The 21,312-nt window shown below is 64.5% G+C and carries 11 protein-coding genes; 3 read left to right on the top strand and 8 right to left on the bottom strand.

What is annotated here, in order from left to right:
• Nucleotides 1-423: 423 nt before the first annotated feature.
• The 6 genes from F2P46_RS17780 to F2P46_RS17755 all read right to left on the bottom strand — a co-directional run bounded on the left by F2P46_RS17780 (nt 424) and on the right by F2P46_RS17755 (nt 11,630).
• Nucleotides 424-2,298 (bottom strand): hypothetical protein, encoded by a 1,875-nt coding sequence (locus tag F2P46_RS17780; protein ID WP_166892356.1) that lies wholly within the window; start codon nt 2,296-2,298, stop codon nt 424-426.
• Complete coding sequence (locus F2P46_RS17775) at nt 2,295-5,948, bottom strand: hypothetical protein (protein WP_166892353.1); 3,654 nt, start codon at nt 5,946-5,948, stop codon at nt 2,295-2,297. The genes F2P46_RS17780 and F2P46_RS17775 overlap by 4 nt, the downstream gene beginning before the upstream one ends.
• A 782-nt stretch (nt 5,949-6,730) precedes the next feature.
• Complete coding sequence (gene kefC, locus F2P46_RS17770) at nt 6,731-8,539, bottom strand: glutathione-regulated potassium-efflux system protein KefC (protein ID WP_166892350.1); 1,809 nt, start codon at nt 8,537-8,539, stop codon at nt 6,731-6,733.
• Between the two features lie 25 nt (nt 8,540-8,564).
• Nucleotides 8,565-9,122, bottom strand: a complete 558-nt coding sequence (locus tag F2P46_RS17765; RefSeq protein WP_368737926.1) for an NAD(P)H-dependent oxidoreductase — start codon at nt 9,120-9,122, stop codon at nt 8,565-8,567.
• Entirely contained in the window at nt 9,119-10,450 is a 1,332-nt protein-coding gene (locus F2P46_RS17760) for a glycoside hydrolase family 18 protein (RefSeq protein WP_166892347.1), read from the bottom strand. Before F2P46_RS17760 ends, F2P46_RS17765 begins: the two co-directional genes overlap by 4 nt.
• A 13-nt stretch (nt 10,451-10,463) precedes the next feature.
• Nucleotides 10,464-11,630 carry a DUF5009 domain-containing protein gene (locus F2P46_RS17755; RefSeq protein WP_166892344.1) on the bottom strand — a complete coding sequence of 389 codons (1,167 nt, stop codon included), beginning with the start codon at nt 11,628-11,630 and terminating at the stop codon, nt 10,464-10,466.
• 259 nt (nt 11,631-11,889) lie between these two features.
• Between F2P46_RS17755 and F2P46_RS17750 the strand changes: the two genes are divergently transcribed.
• The gene (locus F2P46_RS17750) at nt 11,890-12,489 is read left to right on the top strand and encodes a PEP-CTERM sorting domain-containing protein (RefSeq protein ID WP_166892342.1); all 600 of its coding nucleotides are present in this window, start codon (nt 11,890-11,892) and stop codon (nt 12,487-12,489) included.
• Nucleotides 12,490-12,559: 70 nt separating this feature from the next.
• On the opposite strand, the gene F2P46_RS17745 is transcribed toward F2P46_RS17750, so the two are convergent.
• A complete protein-coding gene (locus F2P46_RS17745; protein WP_166892339.1) occupies nt 12,560-13,432 on the bottom strand; it encodes an alpha/beta fold hydrolase in 873 nt (290 codons plus the stop codon).
• 167 nt (nt 13,433-13,599) lie between these two features.
• Between F2P46_RS17745 and F2P46_RS37705 the strand changes: the two genes are divergently transcribed.
• On the top strand, nt 13,600-17,643 hold the full coding sequence (locus F2P46_RS37705) for a response regulator (RefSeq protein ID WP_229509336.1): 4,044 nt from the start codon (nt 13,600-13,602) through the stop codon (nt 17,641-17,643).
• Here F2P46_RS37705 and F2P46_RS17735 read toward each other — a convergent pair.
• The gene (locus tag F2P46_RS17735) at nt 17,606-18,436 is read right to left on the bottom strand and encodes a universal stress protein (protein WP_166892336.1); all 831 of its coding nucleotides are present in this window, start codon (nt 18,434-18,436) and stop codon (nt 17,606-17,608) included. The genes F2P46_RS37705 and F2P46_RS17735 overlap by 38 nt on opposite strands.
• Before the next feature lie 173 nt (nt 18,437-18,609).
• Between F2P46_RS17735 and F2P46_RS17730 the strand changes: the two genes are divergently transcribed.
• Nucleotides 18,610-21,288: a bifunctional acetate--CoA ligase family protein/GNAT family N-acetyltransferase gene (locus F2P46_RS17730; RefSeq protein WP_166892333.1), complete on the top strand. Its 2,679-nt coding sequence runs from the start codon at nt 18,610-18,612 to the stop codon at nt 21,286-21,288.
• The last annotated feature ends 24 nt before the right edge of the window (nt 21,289-21,312 follow it).

Here is a 21,312-nt window from a genome sequence, read left to right as displayed (position 1 = left end):
TTGCTTAGTGTTTTTCAGTATCGTCCTTCCGGTATCAGGTTTTCACCATTCCACCAGCCCGCGAAGCAACGCGCACAAAGATTGCACGAAAACCGATTGGGCGGGGTCATGCTGACGCAAATGTGGTCGGTATCCGCCGGCTTGTTGGCGTGCCATGGACAACAGGCTGCGTGCGACGGGCTGGCGGACCGGCAAACGCAGGCCCGCTTGCCCGGTTCGATTTTTCCCATTCCACAAGTCTGGCGGGGAAGGGCAAGCGTGCAGTAAGTATCAGTTTTGCTTGGGAGTCCCGAACACATGTGCTTTCAAGCTTGATTATTCGGAGACCTCGAAAAAATCCGCTGCGCGGCGTCATTTTCGCGCTTGCGATGCTTACCTTAGCTTCGTACGGTCGCGCTTCCCGGACGACACTGATGCCGTTCGCTACGGTTTTTCGAGGTCGCCGGTGGTCCTTGGTTCAATCAACTCCATCGCCTCTGCTGCCAATTTAAAGAATACTGGAAAGGCTGACGTTCGGAACATTCGGATGGTCGGGTCGTAACTGAGCGTTGCCATGTCAAGAAGAGCCTTTCGGCGATCTTGGCCATCGGTCGGGACACCGTAGCGATACGTTTCGACGATGCGCACACGGGGCGCGACCTGACACGAAAGATCGCTGCTACCCGCGTCGGATCCCATTGCGACATAGGCAAACAGTTCCGGAATGATCCAGATGCCGGCGTTTGCTCTGCGTGACGACGAGAAAAAATTGATCGGCGTCGACCTGATCAGGACGCAATTGGGACACTGCGTGAGTATGTCGTCGGCAACTTTGCCGCGGCCATCCTTGCCATATGCAGGCGGGTCGATAATTACCGGCGTCCGCCCATGAAAGGTCTGAACATCGAGGTCCTTTACCGCTTCCGTTGTGAACTGCGTGGAATCGCTCGGGCGAACGATGATCCACGCCGGATCGCCGAAGTCGCGGTAAATAAAGGCATAGCGGCCGATGTCGGTAATGGCATCCATCCAGGGCCTTTCGAGCAGAAAGCGTCCCGAATGAAGCTCATATTTCAAGACTAGCTGAACCATTAACGCGCGCGCGACTGTCTCGTGGAATTGGGCCGGTCGGCGCGTTTCGATAAGACCTTCCGCATCGATTCGATCCTCGCGCTTTGCGCGGCGCTGTATCGAGCGCCGCATTTGTTCGAGCAGTCTGTCGGTAATGCACTGTAACACCGGCAGGCGCCTTGCTCGTAGCCTGGCTTTGATGTCGTCTTCGCCGTCATCGCCATTGCTGCTCGGGGTATTGACCACAGCGAGCAGGCCCTCAAGGTTGTCACCGTCGTCCATGGGCGAAAACGTATTCTGCCACTTTATAGAACCACATTGTGCTGCCATGAGGCTACTGAGAAATTCAGGACGACCCAGATGCGAGAACACATGGATGATTTTTCCTGAAAAACGATCGGCAATACGCGCCATGACGTGAGCATGGGTGAGTTCAGTTTTGCGTTGGTTTGTCGTCCCGACCTTGCGATACGCATGCAAAGGGAAAATCGTGCAAGGAAGGGGGCGCGCGCCCATAGCGACACTAATTTCGCCGGTGAGCAGTTGTAGAGCGGTGTAACGGTCCATCGCAGTGGCACCGTTGCGTCCTTTCCAAGGAACCCGTGTAGCGATCGCTGAGACGGTTGCATATGCAAGATGCCCCGCCGTGCTGTTTTTGCGGGTCGGCACGGCCCGTGTCGCATCCGGGCCCGTTTCGGATCGGACCACAAAACAACGCGCGGTGTTTGCCACCGTGCCGATCTCGCTTGTGTACAGGACCGAGGTCATGGCGATAAGCCAGCGCCCAGGTGCGATCATCTTGATCGCGACGTCGAGTGCCTGTTGGTGGGCCTTGGATTGTTTCCAGCTATCGCTGATAAACATCTGGGTGCTGCCGATGTACTGTACGACGCCATGCGGTGCGACTCGGGCAACACATTCGGCGAAACGCAGGCGCGCAAGCGGCTCGATCTCATCGCCGCAAGCGTCGCGCGCATGCCATCGCAGTTCCGGTTCGGGCATCCGCTCCAGCGGTTCGGCAAGCAGCACCCAAATGCTCTCGCGCGAACGGACGCTGGCCTTGATGCGACGTCGGGCGATACAGGCGTAAAGCAGTTCGTTCCAGTGCCCGTACCGCTCCTTTTCGTCAAGGCGGATTAGCTTGCCCTGCATGCTGCGTGCCCACCGCCTTATCGCCGTTTCGTCCAGCGTGACTGCGCTCAAAACGAAGGGCGGCGGGGCGTCCTCTGACGATGCGCGGGCGTTCATACAGGCTCTCGGGCAGTGTCGGCGTCGCCAGGTTTGCCGTTGCGGCCGCTTTTGATCGCATTAACGATGAATGTCAATGTCGTTTTTAGCTCGAGCGGCATGCGCGCTGCGTTGAGCAAGGTGCAGGCATCCATCCAGTAGACCGGTACATTGCAGTCTTCCTGAAGAAAGGAGTCCGTGTACCACATGTCGTGGTATGGCCACGCAGAGCACATGAAGACAAAGGCGTCCGCGTTCTTGCCGGTACTTGCCGCCAGCCGTCGGGTTTTTTTCGTGACTTCGTCGGCTAAGTCCTCTCGTGACCTGTTCCACGGACTATATTTTGACGCAATAGCTGTTGTTTTGCAGTCAAGCAGCAGGTTGACGCCATCCATCGTAACCAGGAAGTCGCCTGCCTCGTGCGAGCCGTCCAATACGGCGCCCATGAAGGTCTCGTGGTCGATTGCGGCCTTTACCTCGTATTCAAGGTAGTCGCGACCGCGTATAGCCCGCAACGCCATCTCTATTGCGCGTTCGTCCCCAGCGGGGTAGGCGATCTCGAACAGCTCGCGTGGCTTGAGCAGCATTAACTCGCCTTTGATCGATTTCATATTGGAGGGATAGCGCGGGTAGCTCAGCAGCGAAATGCGTCCGCTGCCGGCATGCCGGATGATGTAGGTATTGGTCTTGGCACAGGCCAAGGTACGCTCTTCCTTTGAAGTGCGGATATAGGAACTGTGCAGTGCCTGCTCGCATGCGGCACGTACGCGCGCCGCCGGTCCGGAGCCAGGTATTCTGGTTCGTATTGCTGCGGAAATCACAGACAGGAATGTCGATGCCGGGATCGCATGGTTCGACGGATCGGACAGAAAGTCGCGCACATCGCGGATCGCTTCCAACTCGATCGGCGTCAACGGCACGCCGCCTTTGTACGACCGTGAAATCCATTCCGCTACGCCACCGTCCTCACCGTCGCATGAGATGGTCCTGTCGATCCAGTACTGCTTGCAGGCTACGCTGAGGACTCGCAAATCGGGTGTCGTCATGATTTCGTCTGGCCGGCTCCCACCATTGCCGAGCATGAAAAGACGAGCATGTTTGTCGGATAAGATTAGGAAGCGGTGTGCCGGAAGCGGGACTCTGCACCGGACGAATCGACCGACTCCCTGATTGGTCAGGTCGACCACCGCCATGGCGCCGAAATCCGACCATTTTACGGCATGCTGGATCGGAATGACGCTGCCGGCCCTCAGCTTTGCCGTCAATTCTTGTTGCAGGGTACGGTCGCCTATGGAGATCGCCTGGATCGCAACCCGCCGATAATTGTCGCTGGTGACAAAACTGCGAGGATGCTCCGCGAACACGACGCCGTTGAAATCCAGGTAGCGGTGGCTTTCCCCCGCTTCATGCTGGTGCCGTAGATAGTTTTTTCCTATACGGCTCAGCACCACATTCTGCGTGTCGACTCTGAAATTTGCCCCGCGCATCATCTTCTTGTAGACGCCGACGACAATCCCATTTCGTACCTGCTCGCATCCGAGGAGCCTGCCCATGCACCGGGCAACGCCATCTTCGATGCTGTCGAACAGCATCGAGTGTTCGGATGCAACCACCAACCCATTCGCCGCGCGCGCCGGCGCGTCGTTGCTGACCCAGCGCTCCATTACGGAGAGACCTTGCTTTACGCGATCGGTGTTAATGCCGATCAATTCACCAATGCGGGCATCCTCGCACAGATCGGTCAGGCGGCGCAGGATCTTTCGCGCATTTCGATAGGAGTTGGTCGCGACAATGCATACCACCGGTACGTCGATCGCATTCAGTTCCTCAATTTTGGCGAGCAGCGCGTTCAAGCCATCCTCGTATTCCCGCTCGTCCCCATCCCGGACCGGGAAAATGCGTATGTCGGGTGTGTTCTGTTCCCACCTCCTGACGTCAAACAGTTCGTTGACGATGGCGTCTTTTTTCTCGTTCAGCGGGCTGCCGCGCTGATCGAGGTCGAGAACGACACGGTCCGCGCCGTCCGGCAACGAGCCCAAGATGCCGCGATGCTTCGATAGCAACCAATCGAGATTCAGATTCGTGAGCGGTGAGCGCAGCTTCACCGACGCGGAGGATAACAGGATTGAGTTGCGCGCCTGCAGGAGCCGAAACAGGGTTTGCTCTGGCGGCGCATGGCTGACAAACAGGCTCAGGCTGGATGGATGGTCATCGTTTTTGGTATTTTCGCGATGGCGGATTTCGGCAAAGGCAACACCGTGCAAATAGTAATGGTCATCGGCGAAGGTGTTATTGCCTGGCGACCGGATATTTCGCCCGCTGCGTTCGCTGTCAATGGAACTCGTTGCTAGGGCGATCAGCTCGCGTGCGGTGGCACTGTGCATCTGAAGCGTCTCATAGACTTCCTGGGTAACACGCCTCGTGTTGACAGGCGCCCCGGCCATGGCTTCAGCCCGGACGAAATGCCGAACGAAGGGGATAATGGCCTTTCGGAAAATACTGCGGATGACCACGGTCAACTGGGACGGCGCTGTGTCGTTGATTTCCAGTCGATAGGATTGTGGGATGCCGCCGTTGCCGCCGTTAATGGTCAGATCGAATTTTGGTATGTCGCCGATCGCGATCGAGGCTCTGTCCCGGCAAACCGACATCAGATGGCCTGGGCGTGCTTGGCCGCGCTTGGTTTTCGATGGCGCCATGTAGATGTTCACAGGAAGCCACGTTCCTTTTTTGCAAATTGCATTGCTGCGACTGGTCAGGTAAATGGTCCTGCTGCGGTCGTAAAAGCGCTTCAGCGTCTTGTTCTGCTTGCGGCGACGCCGGAAGAACTCGGAGATCAGTGACGCGCAGCTCAGGTACTCGATTGCAGCGGAGTTTTCATCGACATAGGACATGGACGTTTCGAATACCTCATTTGCTTCTTCAAACACGAATATCGCACGTTCGATTTCTTTGAAGTCGATCGCCTGTTCAACAATCTCGCCGTTCGATTCCGTGAAACTGGCAGCGCGATAGCGCAGTTTTGCCGCTGTAATCAGCGCGATACGCGGTGCTCCGGGTTTTTGTATTTCCTGCATCGCTGGCTGATGCGGCGAGGCCGCCTCCTGGCCGCTGAAGAAGTCGCCGCCAGCGATGGGGCAGCTTCGATTGCAGGGATGGAAGAGGACATCCGGCGCCGTCGTCTGCAGTCGGGGCAAGAGATGCTTTCGACACACGCTACGAAATTCTGGCAGCGCCACGGTCGGCCTTGGCGCGAGGGCCGCGAATTCTTCCAGCCATTCACTGTCTTCCTGAAGCGGACAGTTCCATGGAGTCAAGCCTTCCTTTACGATCTCGTCGGCCACGGCCACGGGCACAGTCATTTCCTTTCCTTGTGTGATTTCGAGCAATTTTCGGGCGTATTCTTGTGACCCGAGAAATCGAATGGCGTCTTTGTAGTAGCCATTTTTCCAATACTGGCCGAGGTAACGATGTTGGGAAGCAACGATAACGATTTTCAGTGTATGGTTCTCGTCAGTGTTGATGAGAAAGTCGTTCAGGTCCCGAAAGAACTCGCTGCCGGAGGTCGTTTTTCCTGTCCCTGTGGGTGAGGTGTCAAGGCCGATGACGGTCTTGCCGGCGATATGCTGGCGTATTAGTTCGCTGAGGAGCAGTTTGGTCGGTGATGTCATGATCATGTCCCGAATGGAGGAGAGTAATCGATAGGCGCATGGCGCCAACGCATAAGTGGAGCCGGTCCAGTATGCGTAGTCGCAGGGTGTGTTCAGTATCGAAGTGAGCGCTTCGCGCGTCGCGTCAATGAAGTGTGGAAATGACGGAACTTCGGGCGGCGAAACACCTCTGCATCCATGAGCAGGATTCGCACCGAGGGAAATGAAGCGCGGCGCCGGGATCTAACGGCCATATCATGAGTGATCGTGCGACATCGCTAACGGGATGTCGTCAGCGTGTCAGGGGGAATGCGTGCGCCTGGCATAGCGCATTCGGTACGCGACCGGTTGGGCCCAGACAGCAACTGGGGACCTCGAAACCTACTGCGCGAGCAATTTCTACCTGCGATGTGCACTATACCTACGTACGACTGCACTTCTCGGACGAAACTTGCACCGTTCGCTACGGTTTTTCAAGGTGCCCCGCTGTTGCTTGTCTTCAATTATCGCGCATGGGCGCTGCCGGGGAGCGATGGGCCGCATTGGCCGGGCACCCGATGCATAATCTAGTGCGCGGGGAGGCCGACCAAGATGCTGCTGATCGTCGCTTGGAATTTCTCCGGTTCTTCGCGATGAATCTGATGCCGGGAATCTTCAAATACAACCACCGCCTTTTTTGAGGCCGTCAGTTTCAAAATAGTCCTTTGTTATTCTGGTGGACGTTTGAAGGTCGTTTCTCCTGACGAGGAAATAGACCGGACAGTTGACTTTCGTCAGCGTTTTTGGTAGCAGGCTATTTCTTTTCATGTCCTATCCCAGCCATTCTGCCTGTCATCCTCGGCCAGCTCCGCGTCGAGCGCGAACATGGCTTCGAGTTCTTCGCGCGCCTGCTTGGCCACCGACAGGAACTGTTCCTTGTCCTTGTAATACGGATAAATCTTGTCCAGGCTGCGCATATTGAACATGCGGAACTTGCTGGCCGCCTGGCGCGCCCGGTAGGCGCCGAAGCCCAACTCGTGCAGCACATCGCGCCCCAGCCTCAGCGCCGCCTCGAACGTTTCGCGCTCGATGATGGTCACGCCGCGGTCGCGCAAGTCGAAATAATGGGTCACATTGCGCGCGCGCGCCATGATTTTCAAGTCCGGAAACGTCCTGCGCACCGCGTCCACCAGTTTCAGGCTGTCGTCGATATCGTCGACCGCCACCACCAGCGCGCGCGCCCGCGCCGCACCGGCCGCGTGCAGCAGGTCGACCCGCGTCACATCGCCATAAAACACTTCCATGCCGAAGCGGCGCACCAGGTCGATCTGGTCCGGATCGTGATCGAGCACGGTCAGCTTGACCCCGTTAGCCGCCAGCAGGCGCCCGAGGATCTGGCCGAAGCGCCCGAAGCCGGCGATGATCACATGCTCGTCGTTGGGCGCGATCTTGTCGGCCTGGCGCTTCTGGTCGGCGCGGTAGCGCGGCGCGATCAGGCGGTCGTGCGCGATCAAGAGCAGCGGCGTGACCACCATCGACAACGCCACCACCACCACCAGCGTCGAGGCCACCTCGGCGCTGAACACCTTGGCCGCTTCGGCCGCGCCGAACACCACGAACGCAAATTCGCCGCCCTGCGACAGGATGAAGGCGAACAGCGCCTGCTGGCTGCGTGGAATCTCGGCGATCTTGCTGATGCCGTACAGGACCGCGATCTTGATGCACAAGAACGCCGCCACCAGCCCCAGGATCAGCCACGGCTGCGCCATGAACACGCCGAAGTCGACCGACATGCCGACCGCGATGAAGAACAGCCCGAGCAGCAAGCCCTTGAACGGCTCCAGGTCGGTCTCGAGCGCGTGCCGGTATTCGGAGTCGGCCAGCAGCATGCCGGCCATGAAGGCGCCCAGCGCCATCGACATGCCGACCCATTGCATCAGCAGCGAAATGGCGATCACCAGCAGCAGCGCGAAGGCGGTAAAGATCTCGCGCATGCCGGTCTTGACGATGATGCGCAGCAGCGGGCGCACCAGGTAGCGCCCGGCGAAGATCAGCGCGCCGATCACGCCGACCACCTTCAGCACGCCCAGCCAGCCCTGTTCGGTGCCTTCAAGCGCCGCCACGCCCAGCAGCGGCACGATGGCGATCATGGGAATGGCGGCCATGTCCTGGAACAGCAGGATGGCAAAGCTGGCCGAGCCGGTCGGGGTGGTCATCAGGTTGCGCTCGTCGAGCGTGGCCAGGGCGATCGCGGTCGACGACAGCGACAGGCCGAGCGCGGCAATCAGCGCCACCTTCCAGTCGATCCCGGCCAGCATGGCGCAAGCGCACAGGGCGCCGGTCACGCCCAGCACCTGGGCCGCGCCGCGCCCGAAGATGGCGCGCCGCATCGACCACAGGCGCTTCGGTTCGAGTTCCAGGCCAATCACGAACAGCAGCAGCACCACCCCGAATTCGGAAATGTGCAAGATGTCTTCGACCTCGCCGATCAGGCCCAGTCCCCACGGGCCGATGGCGATGCCGGCCAGCAGGTAGCCGAGCACGGCGCCCAGGCCCAGTTTTTTGGCGATCGGCACGGCAATCACCGCCGCCGCCAGGTAGATCAGTGCGTTAAGCAGCAAACCGTGTTCCATTGTTACAGAGCTTTCTTAGGGGAGGTCATGCGCTCGTAAGCGCGCTCAGGCGGGCGACGAAGGTGTCGATGTGGGCGTCGAGCGTTTCCTCGCTGGCGTGATGGGCGCCATGCAGGATGTGGGGGGCGAGCCATTCCATGCCGCACAGGGCGGCAATCTGGCGGTAGGGCGGCAGGAAGGCCGCAAACGGGTGGCCGTGCGCGGCGTCCGGCGCATAGGCATCAAGCGGACTGCCGGTCGAGGCGGCCAGCCAGAAGCGCTTGCCCGCGAGCGCGCTGGCGCCGGCGCCGTAGGCCCAACCCGGCGTCAACACCGCATCGACCCATTCCTTGAGCAGGGACGGCATGCCGTACCACTGTATCGGATGGAGTAACACCAGCGCGGCGGCGTCGGCCAGGTTTTCCTGCTCGGCCGCCACGTCGATGTAAAAGTCGGGATAGGTCTCGTACAGGTCCACCAGCTCGACGCCGGGCACGCCGCGCGCGGCGTCGCGCAGGCGCCGGTTCACGCGCGAGCGATGCGGCGCCGCGTGGGCGAAGACGACCAGTACCTTGCGCAGTGGCGCGCCAGCGCGCGCCGTCACTTCGCTTCGAGCATGGCTTTGGACAGCGCGAAGCCGGCGTCGTCCTGGTCCAGGGCCCACGACATCATGCCGCCCAGGCGGTGGTCGCGCACGTAAGCGGCTTTTTCCTTGATCACGAGCGGATCGTCGTAGGTCCAGAAGGTGCCGTTCTCGTACGTCCAGAGCTGCTTGCTGACCGGATGATAGAACTTGGGCGCCTTGCGCGCGGCGATGGTCGAGTAGCGCTCGGTGCCTTCCTCGAAGCCCTTGGCCGGACCCGTCGCGCTCTGGTACAGGCCGTAGCGCGCCGCCGCCACTCCGGTCCAGCCGCGCGCGTAGAAGGGCACGCCGATGACCAGTTTCTTGGCCGGCACGCCGGCTTTCAGGAAACGCTCGACACCGGTGTGCACGCTCTGCTTGTCGGTGTCGGGGCTGCCGGGATCGGGGTACAGGTTCGAGTGAAAGCCGGTCGGGCCTTGCCTGGTCCAGCTGCCGTGGAAGTCGTAGGTCATCAGGTTGATCCAGTCGAGCGACTTGACGTACTTGGCCGGCTCGGTGGCGTCGGTGGTCTTGGCGCCGCTGTTGACAGCCGCCGTCAGGTAGTATTTCTTGCGTTGCTTCTTGCCCAGCGCGTTGAGCTGGCTGCGAAATTCCGCCAGCAGCAAGGTGAAATTCTGCTTGTCCGAGGGGCTGATGGTGTTGTACGCCATCAGCGGCACGCCCGGATATTCCCAGTCGATATCGAAGCCGTCGAACAGCCCGGCTGCGGCGCCCTTGCCGCCATGCCCGTTCAGGACCGGCAGGTCGCCCTTGATGTACAGGTCGATGCAGGACGACACCAGCGCGCGCCGCAGCGGTTCGGTGGCGGCGCCGGCCGAGAACCAGCGCGACCATTCGGCCCCGCCGATGGCCAGCATGACCTTCAGCTTGGGGTGCTTGGCCTTGAGCTGGCGCAACTGGTTGAAATTGCCCGCCAGCGGCTGGGAGGCGGTGTCGGCCGTGCCGTCGACCGATTCGGCCGCCGTGAACGGACGGGCGTAATCGAGCGTGGCGCGCATGCCGCCGCCGTCGGCCGCATCCTTGATGTCGCGCCCGCTGTCGCAGCGGTAGGTGTTGTCCGGCATCTTGTACAGATTGGCGAAGGCGTAGTTCAGGAACGTGAAGCGTTCCGCCACGCCGGCCTGGTCAAGCTGCTTCAGGCGAAAACCGCTCTCGGTACTCCAGGCGGTGTAGTACGAGCCGACTTCGACCGGGGCGGCGGTGCGCGCCGGGGCCGCCATCGCCGCCGTGGTCGCGCCGGCCAGCGCGAGGGCGCAGGCCAGGGTGGTCATGCAGGTTGTGTTCAACATCTGTTCTCCTTGCTTAAATCTTGAGCTTGCAATTATGTATGTTCAGGCGTGCAACTACCAGCACGATTGTGGCCGTAAAGACGGCGCCGGCCAACAGTGCGGCGTCGCCCTCGAGCAGCGCCGGGCGCAAGCGCGCGCCGGCCAGGCTGATGACGGCGCCGATGGCGAACGGCAGCAGGTAGGTGATCAGCGGACTGGTCGCGGCCGGCTCCACCAGCACGGTCCAGCGGCGCACGGCCAGTACCTCGACCAGCCAGTACAGCAGCGCGAACACGGCCACGCACAGCGCGCCGCAATACAAGGCCCAGGGCGGCGTGGCGCCGATCTTGGACACCGGGTACCAGTGGTGCAGCACCCATCCGGCCAGCGCCAGCACCAGCGCGAAAGCGGCCGCTTGCCGCAGGCGCTGCGGCGCGCCGCGCTGGCCGTCGAAGAACAGCAGCGCGCACACCAGTCCGGCCAGCACGATCACGCTATGGATGGCGTGCCCGGACAGGGCCGTGCCGACGCCGGTTTTGTTGCTGATCATGTACAGCGCCACGCCGGCGGGCATGGCCCCCAGCAGCAGGGTCAATTGCCCGCGCCCCGCCTGGTACAGCAGCGCAACGGCCAGGTAAGCCCAGCCGATCAGGCCGAGAATGCCCCACCACTGCGGCGTCATCATGGCGGCGTGCTCGCCGCGCCAGAGCAGCGCCAGGGCGGCCAGCAGGGCCACGCCGGCGCCGCGCAGGCAGCCATTGAGCAGGGCGCTGTCGAACCGGTACACGCCCCACACCAGCAGCACCGCCGCGTAGAAGGCCAGCGACCAGGCCGCGATCGGCATGCGCATGGCCGCTTCGCTGTAGCCCGACTCGGCGTTGACCATGAACACGCCCATCACGATCAGGGCCAGCGCGCGCCAGGCGCTGTGCCCGAACACCCGGCCCGGGCCATCGCCGCGCGCGAGGCGGCTGTTCACGCCGAAGGGAATCGACATGCCGACCGCGAACAGGAAGGCGGGGAACACGATGTCGGCCAGGCCCATGCCGTTAGCGCCGCCATCGGCGTGCAGCAGCGACGCCGGCACGCCGCGCGCACCGGCCAGGAAATTGACGAACAGCATGAGCACGAAGGTGAGGCCGCGAAAGGCGTCGACCGACAGGATGCGTTGCCGGGGCAAGTCGTTGAAGGCGAGGGACATGGGTGGTGGCGGTAATGGTAACGGAAAGTCATCGATGTCGGCAGACAGTAACATTTCCTGCGGACGAGGCCAAGAGCCTTGCCGGAAGTTAAAATTATAACACTATCCGTGTCGGCTTTCTTTACAGTCGAGCTTTTCAAACCGGTACCGGTCGCGCTAAGTGGCTGAATTGATGGCCTTGTTGTTTCGGGTACGGAAATTGCTAAAGCATTGGCACAAGCGTCATAAGCTTTGCGCAAAATCAAAAAATGGAGAGACTATGCCTGGAAAAATGAAGATGCTCGCTTGCATGGCCGCCGCGCTGGTCGGCACGGCCCAGGCCGGCGTGATTGGCGTGGGCGGCTTTAGCGCCCCGACCGTGATCGACTTCGAGAACGCCGTCGCCGGTCCGATCGGCAACCAGTATGCGGCGCTCGGCCTCGGTTTCACCAATTTCGACCTGGCCATTTACGCCACGTCCCCGGCGCCGGAAAGCTACGTCGCGCTCAAATACCTCGATGGCGCGCCCCGGATCGACGGCATGATCACGTTTTCATCGGTAATCACCCGGCTGGGCGCGGACGCCAGCACCAATCCGGAAGACGACACCTTCATCGATGCCTACCTCGGCAATACCCTTGTCGGCAGCCATTTTTTCGACACTACCGGCGATGGCGAGGGCGGTTCCTTCATCGGCATCGAATTCTTGTCCGGCTTCGATCGGGTGGTGTTTCGCACCATTCCTGTGATCAACGGGGCGTTGGCGCTCGACAACCTGCGCTTCGAAAATGCCGCGCCGCCGGGCCAGGTGCCGGAACCGGGCAGCCTGGCCCTGCTCGGCACGACCCTGCTGGGACTGGCCCTGGCGCGCCGCCGCTGAGGCGCTTACACAGTCGGCAAACGCCGCTTCCAGGGGGCGCCAGGATGGCCCATGGCGAACCGGAGCGGCTTTACTGCGCGGGCAGGGCCGCAGCCACCACGGTATCGGCCAGCGGCAGGGCGAAACGGGTGCTCAGGAACGCCGCGATGCGCTCCTGCGTCGCTGCCAGGTAGGGAATATTCATGTGGTCCGAATCGGGCACGGTTTCGTCCAGGTGCAGCTTGCCGAGCTTGGCCACCAGCAGGTCGGTGTGCGAATGCGGCACGATATCGTCGAAGGCGGCGCGCAGCACATAGGTGGGCGCGGTCAGCGCCGAGGCGTACTTGACCGACTCGAAACGGTGGCGCAGCACGTATTCCACCGGCACCGCGCGGAACTTGCGCTTGGCAATGGCCAAAATCGAATCGTAGGGCGTGATCAGGACCAGCGAATGGACCGGGCGCTCCAGCGCCACTTGCACCGCCACCCCGGAACCGAGGCTGCGCCCGACCACCGCCACCCTTTGCGGATCGACGTGGGGGCGTTCGGCCAGCCAGTCGAACAGCAGGCGGCCGTCTTCGACCATGTGGGCTTCGGCCGGCTCGCCGTGCGAATTGCCGTAGCCGCGGTAATTCACAGCCAGCACCGCCATGCCGGGAAACAGCTTGCCGGCGTCGCGCACCACCCACGACACTTCTTCCGAGCGCCCGCCAAAATACACCACGGCCGGATGCGGCCCCGGAATCTGGGGCGTCATCAACCAGCCCGACAGCTTGGTGCCGTCGCGCGCGCGCAGCACGATGGCGCGGGTGCGGTGGCCGCTTGAGCGCGGATTGTCGACTTCGGGCTTGATGGTCGGGTTGAAAACCAGGCGGCGCTGGTTGGCGGCGATGGCCGCAGTCACCCCGACCCAGACCATGCTGACGAGGCCGGCCACGCCGGCGACTTTTCTAGAATTGTTCATAGGCATCAGTTTAACCGGTTCGGGCCTCGCCGTCCGGCGCCGGGGCGGCGCGCAAGCTCATCGGTACGATCTCATCAATAGTCGTGGCTGGAATACAACGGTCTTGTCGAATGCCTGCGCGCATTTGCATGTGGTAATCTTTATCCGGTCCGCACCTTGGCTACCCCATGAAAAAATCCGCCTTCTCGGCTGAACAAAGCGCCGGCCTGTTCATCGGCCTGCTCGGCACGCTGGTCGCCGTGCGCTGGATCTTCAACAGCGCCACGATCGCCACCCTGATCCCCGGTTCGGCCCAGATGGGCATCAACAGTCCCGTGCTGTTCATCGCCGCCGGCGTGTGTTGCTGCCTGGCCCTGCCGAGCGCGGACACGAAGGCGCACGCGAGCGCCTGGCGCACGGCGCTGTGGCGCCTGTGCTCCTGGCTGCTGCTGGTCTTGCCGGCGCTGGTGCTGGTCGAGCACATTTCCGGCCTGAACCTGGGGATCGACTTCGTGCGCATGCCCACCGCGCCCACCGCCAGCATCCCGCACCCGGGCCGCATGGCGCCCAACACCTGCCTCGGCTTCCTGCTGGCCGGGATCGCCCTGCGCCTGGTCCGCCTGCCGCGGCGCGGCGCCCGCCTGCGCGGCTTGCTGACCTTCTGCGCGGCCGCCGTGACCGGGATCGGCCTGGCGGCCCTGGCCGGCTACTTCCTCAAGCTCGAAGTGCTGTACCGGCTGGCCGCCTACAACGCCATGGCCACCCCGACCGCGGTCGGCATGAGCGTGCTGGGCCTCGGTTTGTGGTCGCTGAGAAGTAGCGTCACCGTGCGCTCCGGCATTCCGGACAATGAAAAACGCATCACCGCGCGCGCCATCGCGGTGGTGGCGCTGGTGGCCGTCTCCGCCGGCGCGGCCGGCTTTGCCGCCATGCGCGACAGCTACGAAGCCTCGATCGCCGACAATATGCGCCTGTCGGCCGTCAGCAGCGCCGCCACGGTCGGCAATTCGCTGGAAACGAGCTTGTGGTTCCCGCGCACGATCGCCAACCGGCCCTCGGTCAAGGGGCCGGTGGCGCTGCTGGCCGCCGGCAAGGACGACGCCGCCACCCGCGCCGCCTTGCTGGGCGCGGCCGAAAGCTTCATGAACGCCGGCATCAGCGCACTGCGCTTCGAAAGCCTGGACGGCACCGTGCTGGCCGCCAGCGGCGTATTCACCGAAAGCGCACCCGGCACGGCCCAGCCGCTGGCGACCGGCGGCCAGCGCGCGCGCCTGCTGTGGCGCGGGCGCTACCTGCTGGCCACCGAGAACGAGATGCGCGACGGCGAGCGCGTCATCGGACGCATGTTGGCGGAACAGCAACTGCCAATCATCGACCGCCTGCTGGCCGACATTCGCGCCAGCAGCCCCTCGTCGGACGTGCTGCTGTGCAGCCTGGACGGCAAGGACGCCCTGTGCGCGCCGACCCGCTTCTATCCGAGCACGTTCCGCATTCCCATGTTCAAGCCCGACGGCCAGGTCAACCTGCCGATCAACGAGGCGCTGCTGGGGCGCACCGGGGTGGCCGTCACGCGCGACCTGCGCGGGGTGCCCGTGTTCGCCGCCTACACGCCGATCCGCGCCTTCGGTCTCGGCGTGGTGGTCAAGAGCAACCTCGACACCGTGTACCAGCCGCTGCGCGACAAGGCCAACACCCTCATGATCATACTGGTGGCGCTGATCGGACTGGGCGCATCGCTGCTGCTGATCCAGGTGCGCCCGCTGCTGGCCCAGCTGGTGCGCGAACAGCGCCGCATCCGGGTCATCCTGGAAAACTCGAACGACGCCTTCATCGCGCTCGGCGTGGACGGCTGCATCACCGACTGGAACACCGAAGCGGAGCGCACCTTCGGCTGGAGCGCGGCCGACGCCATCGGGCGGCGCCTGTCGGAATTGATCATCCCGCAAGCCCAGCGCGCCGCCCACGACGCCGGTTTTGCGCGCTTTACCGGCAGCGGCGCCGGCCCGGTCATCAACAACCGCTTAGAGGTGAGCGCCCTGCACCGCGACGGGCGCGAAATCCCGATCGAGATGTCGGTGGCCGCCTTCCAGACCAGCGACGGTTTCGTGGCCAACGCCTTTGTGCGCGACATCAGCGAGCGGCGCCGCCTGGCCGGCGAGATCGCCGCGCGCGCCACCGAGCTCGAACTCGAACGCGACCGCGCCCAGGCGGCCAACCGCGCCAAGGGCGAATTCGTGGCCAACATGAGCCACGAACTGCGCACCCCCATGAACGCGGTGCTCGGCATGACCTACCTGCTGGCGCACACCGACCTGAAAACCGAGCAGCGCAAATACCTCGACATGATCAGGAGTTCGGGCCAGTCGCTGATGGGGATCATGAACGACATCCTCGACTTTTCCAAGATCGAGGGCGGGCGCATGGAACTGGCCGAGGCGCCCTTCGACCTCGGTCAGGTGCTGGCCGCAGTGGCCGACATCATGAGCGTGTCTGCCGGCGACAAAGACCTCGACCTGGCCATCGGGGTCGAGCCGGACGTGCCGCGCGCGCTGGTGGGCGACGCCCTGCGCCTGCAGCAGGTGGTGGTCAACCTGGCGGGCAACGCCATCAAGTTCACCGAGCAGGGCGAAGTGAGCGTGCTGGTCGACGTGGCCGCGCGCGCCGGCGATCAGTTGACCCTGCGCATCCGCGTGCGCGACACCGGCATCGGCATGGACCAGGCGCAGCAGGCGCGCCTGTTCTCGCCCTTCACCCAGGGCGACTCGTCGACCACGCGCCGCTTCGGCGGCACCGGGCTGGGACTGACCATTTCCAAGCACCTGGCCGGGATGATGAAAGGGACCATCGAACTTGACAGCGCGCCCGGGCGCGGCAGCGAATTCGTGGTCTGCCTGCCGTTGCTGGTGGCCCCGGAGGCGGACGGCGACAGCGTTCCCGCCGCCGCGCTGGGCACCCTGCGCCTGCTGGTGGTGGACGACAACGCCACCAGCCGCGAGTATCTGTCCAAGACCATCGCCGGCTGGCGCTGGGAAGCCGAGGTGGCCGCCTCGGGCGCCGAAGCGCTCGAGATGGTGGCGCGCGCCGCTGCCGCGCAGCGCCACTACGACGTGGTGCTGCTGGACTGGCAAATGCCCGGCATGGACGGCGCGGCCACCATGCGCGCGCTGCGCGAACACATGCCGGCGGCGCGCCTGCCGATCGCGCTGATGGTCAACGCCTACGGGCGCGGCAAGCTGATGGAAGGCAGCGCGGCCAGCCAGGCCGACGCCATCCTGAGCAAGCCGGTGACCGGTTCGAGCCTGTTCGACACCGTGCACGAGGTCCTGGTGCAGCGCGCCCAGGCGGTGCTGCGGCCCGCCAGCAGCCTGCCGCCGGTGCATGACGGCGCCGACGGTGTGCGCCTCGATGGCGCGCGCCTGCTGCTGGCCGAAGACAATGACCTGAACCAGGTGGTCGCGCGCGGGATTTTAGAGAGCGTCGGCGCGCGCCTCGACATCGTCGGCAACGGCCAGCTGGCGCTGGCGCGGCTGGCGGCCAATCCGGGCGCCTACGACCTGGTGCTGATGGATATCCAGATGCCGGTGATGGACGGCTACGCGGCGGCGCGCCGCATCCGCGCCGGCCTGCGCTTGAGCCTGCCGGTGCTGGCGCTGACGGCCGGCGTGACCGAGTCCGAACGGCGCGCCTGCGCCGACGCCGGCATGAACGACGTGATCGCCAAGCCGATCGACGTCGACGAGATGTTGTCCACGATCGCGCGTCACTTGCCGGGCCTGGGCCGGGGGCGCGCGCCGCCCGCGCCGGTGGCCGCGCCCGCGTCGGCGCCAACGCCGGCGGGGCTGCCGGTGTTAAGGCTCGGCCCCCTGGTCGACATCGCCAAAGGCAATCCGGAGCACCTGGCGGCCGTGGCCAACCTGGTGCGCCGGGTGGTGGGCGAAGGCCACCAGCAGTTCGACCAGGCGCGCGTGCACTGGGACGCGGGACGCGACGACGAAGCGGCCAAGGTGCTGCACATGCTGCGCGGCGGGATCGGCAGCGTCGGCGCCAAGCGCTTCGCCGCCGCCTCGCTGGAACTGGAGCAGTCGCTCAGGGGCGAGCCGGCGGGCGACACGGCGGCCCTGTTCCTGCAAGCGGCGCGCGAACTCGATGCGGCGGTGGAAGCGGGGCGCGCGTGGCTGGCGCAGCAGGATGGCGCTAATGCGACATCAGCACCGGCGCCGTCATCGACTTGAGGATGGTGGCCGTCACCCCGCCCAGCATCAGTTCGCGCAGGCGCGCGTGGCCGTAGCAGCCCATCACGATCAGGTTGGCGTCGACATCGGCCGCCAGCGACAGCAGCGCTTCGCCGATGTCGATGCTGGTGTGCTGGGCCATGACGTCGGCCTTGACGCCGTGGCGCGCCAGGTACAGGGCGATGTCGGCGCCCGGTTCCTGGCCGTGCGCGTCGTCGGGATTGAACACCGCCACCGTCACGCGGCGCGCGCGTTTGAGCAGCGGCAGGGCGTTGGCCAGCGCGCGCGTGGCGGCGGTGCTGGCGTCCCAGGCCACCAGCACCTCGCTGCCGATCACGGGGAAGGGGCCGGCGTGCGGAATCACCAGCACCGGGCGGGCGCTGGCCAGCATGACGTATTCAGGCAGGCCGGGGGTCATGCGCGCGACCGGATCGTCGGGATCGGACTGGCTCAGCACCACCAGGTCGGCATAGCGCGCCTGCAGCGCCAGCGCGGCGCCGGGTTCGTCGTCCACCAGGCGCCGTTCGAACGAGCGCACGGCGACGCCGGCGGCGATGCGCTCGAAAACGTCGAGCGACGCATTGGCGCGCCGGTTCAGTTCCTCCATGTGGGTGGCGAGCACCGTTTGCAGCAGGTCGGTGGCGCCATCCTGGTAGACGTAGCGCGAGACCCCGCTCATGGCCGCGCCGATCAGGTGGGCGCTGCAGTCGGCCGCCACGCTGGCGGCGGCCAGCAGGCGCGCTTCGGCGTGGCGCGCATGATCGACGTGGACGAGGATGGTCTTGTACGGCATGGCGGCTCCTGTGGGTTGGGATACCCTAGCGTAGGCCCTGGCACGGAGCGCGTCCAGCGGTGTTCGGCGTGCGCAAACCTTTGTTTTGTCAAATTTGATGCACATCAAGCGAGGGGGCGGTCGCGCCGTCTACGCTGTGCGCCCATCGTCACGCCGAATCAAAAGGGATCATCATGAGCGTCAGGAACCTGCAGCACTTGTTCGCCCCGAAGTCGGTCGCCATCATCGGCGCGTCCGCGCGGCCGAACAGCGTGGGGGCGACCGTGCTGCGCAACGTCATCGAGGGCGGCTTTGGCGGCGCGATCTACCCGGTCAACCCCAAGTACGACAGCCTGGCCGGACTGCGCGTGTACGCGCGCGTGTCAAGCTTGCCGGCGGCGCCCGACCTGGCGATCATCTGCACCCCGCCGGCCACGGTGCCGGGCATCGTGCGCCAGCTCGGCGAAGCGGGCACGCGCGCGGCGATCATCCTGACGGCCGGCCTGTCCGGCATGCATGACAGCGGCGGGCGCACCTTGCGCCAGGCCGCGCTCGACGCCGCCAAGCCCTACGTCTTGCGCCTGCTGGGACCGAACAGCCTCGGCCTGCTGGTGCCCGGCATCGGCCTGAACGCCAGCTTCGCGCATACCGGCGCGCTGCCGGGCAGGATCGCCTTCGTGTCGCAGTCCGGCGCCATGGTGACCGGCGTGCTCGATTGGGCCAGGTCGCGCGGGATCGGCTTTTCCAAGTTCATTTCGCTGGGCGAGGGCGCCGACATCGACTTTGGCGACCTGCTCGACTACCTGGCCAGCGACCCCGGCACCAGCGCCATCCTGCTGTACATGGAAGACGTGCGCCATGCGCGCAAATTCATGTCGGCCGCGCGCGCCGCCGCGCGCAGCAAGCCTACCGTGGTGCTCAAGGCGGGCAGGGTGGCCGAAGGCGCCATCGCGGCCGCCTCGCATACCGGGGCGCTGGCCGGATCGGACGACGTCTACGACGCCGCGATCCGCCGCGCCGGCATGCTGCGCGTGCTCGGCACCGAAGAGCTGTTCGCCGCCGTGGCCACGCTGGCGCACGCGCGCCCGCTGTTCGGCGAGCGCGTGGCGATCTTTTCGAATGGCGGCGGCCCCGGCGTCATGGCGACCGATGCGGTGGTGTGCGGCAAAGGCAGCATGGCGCAGCTGGCGCCGGACACCGTGGCCCGCCTGGACGCCATGCTCCCCGCCACCTGGTCGCGCGCCAACCCGGTCGACATCATCGGCGACGCGCCGGCCCAGCGCTACGTCGATGCGCTCAATATCCTGCTCAAAGACCCGCAGGCCGACGTCATCCTGTTCATCCACGCGCCCACGGCCAGCGTGCCGAGCGCGGACATTGCGCGCGCGCTGGCCCCGATCGCCAGCGCCTCGTCGCGCAATATCCTGGCCTGCTGGCTGGGCGGCGATGGGGTAGCCGAGGCGCGCGCGATCTTCACCGAGGCCGGCATTCCCAGTTTCGGCACGCCCGAAGAAGCGGTCAGCGCCTACCTGCAGATCGTGCAGTACCGGCGCAACCAGAACCTGCTGATGCAGGTGCCGCCGGCCGCCGGCGACGATGGCGCGACCGATCCGCAGGCGGCGCGCGCGCTGGTGCGCAAGGCGCTGGCCGAGGGCCGCACCTTGCTCAGCGAGCCGGAAACGAAGTCGGTGCTGGCCGCCTACGGCGTGGCCGTGGTGCAAACACGCAGCACACAATCGGTGGACGAGGCGGTGGCGGCGGCCGAGGCGATCGGCTTTCCGGTCGCGCTCAAGATCGTCTCGCCCGACATCACCCACAAGAGCGACATGGGCGGCGTGGCGCTCGACCTGGAAGACGCCGAGGCGGTGCGCGCGGTGGCCCTGCGCATGAACAAGCGCCTGGCCGAACTGCGGCCCGACGCGCGCCTGGAGGGCTTTTCGGTGCAGCGGATGGCGCGCCGTCCCGAGGCGCATGAACTGATCATCGGCGTGGCCACCGATCCGGTGTTCGGCCCCGTGATCCTGTTCGGCCAGGGCGGCATCGCGGTCGAAGTGACGGCCGACCATGCGGTGGCGCTGCCGCCGCTGAACGTGGTGCTGGCGCGCGACCTGATATCGCGCACGCGCGTGGCCAGGCTGCTGGCCGGCTACCGCAACCGGCCGCCCGCCAACATGGACGCCATCATCGCCACCCTGATGCGCATTTCGCACATGGTGGCCGACCTGCCCGAGATGGTGGAGCTCGACATCAATCCGCTGCTGGTCGACAGCGAGGGCGCGCTGGCGCTCGACGCGCGCATGCGGGTGGCGCTTGCCGACCATTCGGCCAGCACCCTGGACCGGCTGGCGATCCGTCCCTATCCGCGCGAGCTGGAAGAGCGTATCGACTGGAATGGCGAAGCGCTGCTGCTGCGCCCCATCCAGCCCGAGGATGGCCCGGCCCACGTGGCCATGTTCAATGCGCTCACCGACGACGATGTGCGCTACCGCATGTTCGTGCGCGTGCGCGAACTGAACGCCTCGCAACTGGCGCGCTTTACCCAGATCGACTACGACCGCGAGATGGCCTTCATCGCCACCCGCCCCGGTCCCGACGGCGTGAACGAAACGCTGGGCGTGGCGCGCGTGGTGTGCGACCCGGATAACATCGCCGCCGAATTCGCGGTGACGGTGCGCTCCGACCTGAAAGGGCATGGACTGGGCTACGTGCTGATGGAAAAACTGATCGCCTACTGCCGCAGCCGCGGCACGCGCGAAATCGTGGGCGAGGCGCTGCCGCAAAACACCCGCATCACCAAGCTGGCGCGCAAGCTCGGTTTCGAGATCAGCAAGGCGGACGAAGACGGCTCGGTGCATATGCGCTTGCCTTTGTAGGCAAGCTTGTGTGGCACAATGCCC

Origin of the sequence: Massilia sp. CCM 8734 (assembly GCF_011682155.1) — a bacterium.
In the GTDB taxonomy this organism is placed as follows: domain Bacteria; phylum Pseudomonadota; class Gammaproteobacteria; order Burkholderiales; family Burkholderiaceae_D; genus Telluria_A; species Telluria_A rubra.
Note: the sequence above shows the minus strand (reverse complement) of the source record. Positions and strands in the feature narration are given on the sequence as shown.

Coding starts and splice junctions, on each gene's coding strand:
- F2P46_RS17780 (WP_166892356.1), bottom strand. CDS start 2,298: ATGAACGCCCGCGCATCGTCAGAGGACGCCCCGCCGCCCTTCGTTTTG.
- F2P46_RS17775 (WP_166892353.1), bottom strand. CDS start 5,948: ATGACATCACCGACCAAACTGCTCCTCAGCGAACTAATACGCCAGCAT.
- kefC (WP_166892350.1), bottom strand. CDS start 8,539: ATGGAACACGGTTTGCTGCTTAACGCACTGATCTACCTGGCGGCGGCG.
- F2P46_RS17760 (WP_166892347.1), bottom strand. CDS start 10,450: ATGTTGAACACAACCTGCATGACCACCCTGGCCTGCGCCCTCGCGCTG.
- F2P46_RS17755 (WP_166892344.1), bottom strand. CDS start 11,630: ATGTCCCTCGCCTTCAACGACTTGCCCCGGCAACGCATCCTGTCGGTC.
- F2P46_RS17750 (WP_166892342.1), top strand. CDS start 11,890: ATGCCTGGAAAAATGAAGATGCTCGCTTGCATGGCCGCCGCGCTGGTC.
- F2P46_RS17745 (WP_166892339.1), bottom strand. CDS start 13,432: ATGAACAATTCTAGAAAAGTCGCCGGCGTGGCCGGCCTCGTCAGCATG.
- F2P46_RS37705 (WP_229509336.1), top strand. CDS start 13,600: ATGAAAAAATCCGCCTTCTCGGCTGAACAAAGCGCCGGCCTGTTCATC.
- F2P46_RS17735 (WP_166892336.1), bottom strand. CDS start 18,436: ATGCCGTACAAGACCATCCTCGTCCACGTCGATCATGCGCGCCACGCC.
- F2P46_RS17730 (WP_166892333.1), top strand. CDS start 18,610: ATGAGCGTCAGGAACCTGCAGCACTTGTTCGCCCCGAAGTCGGTCGCC.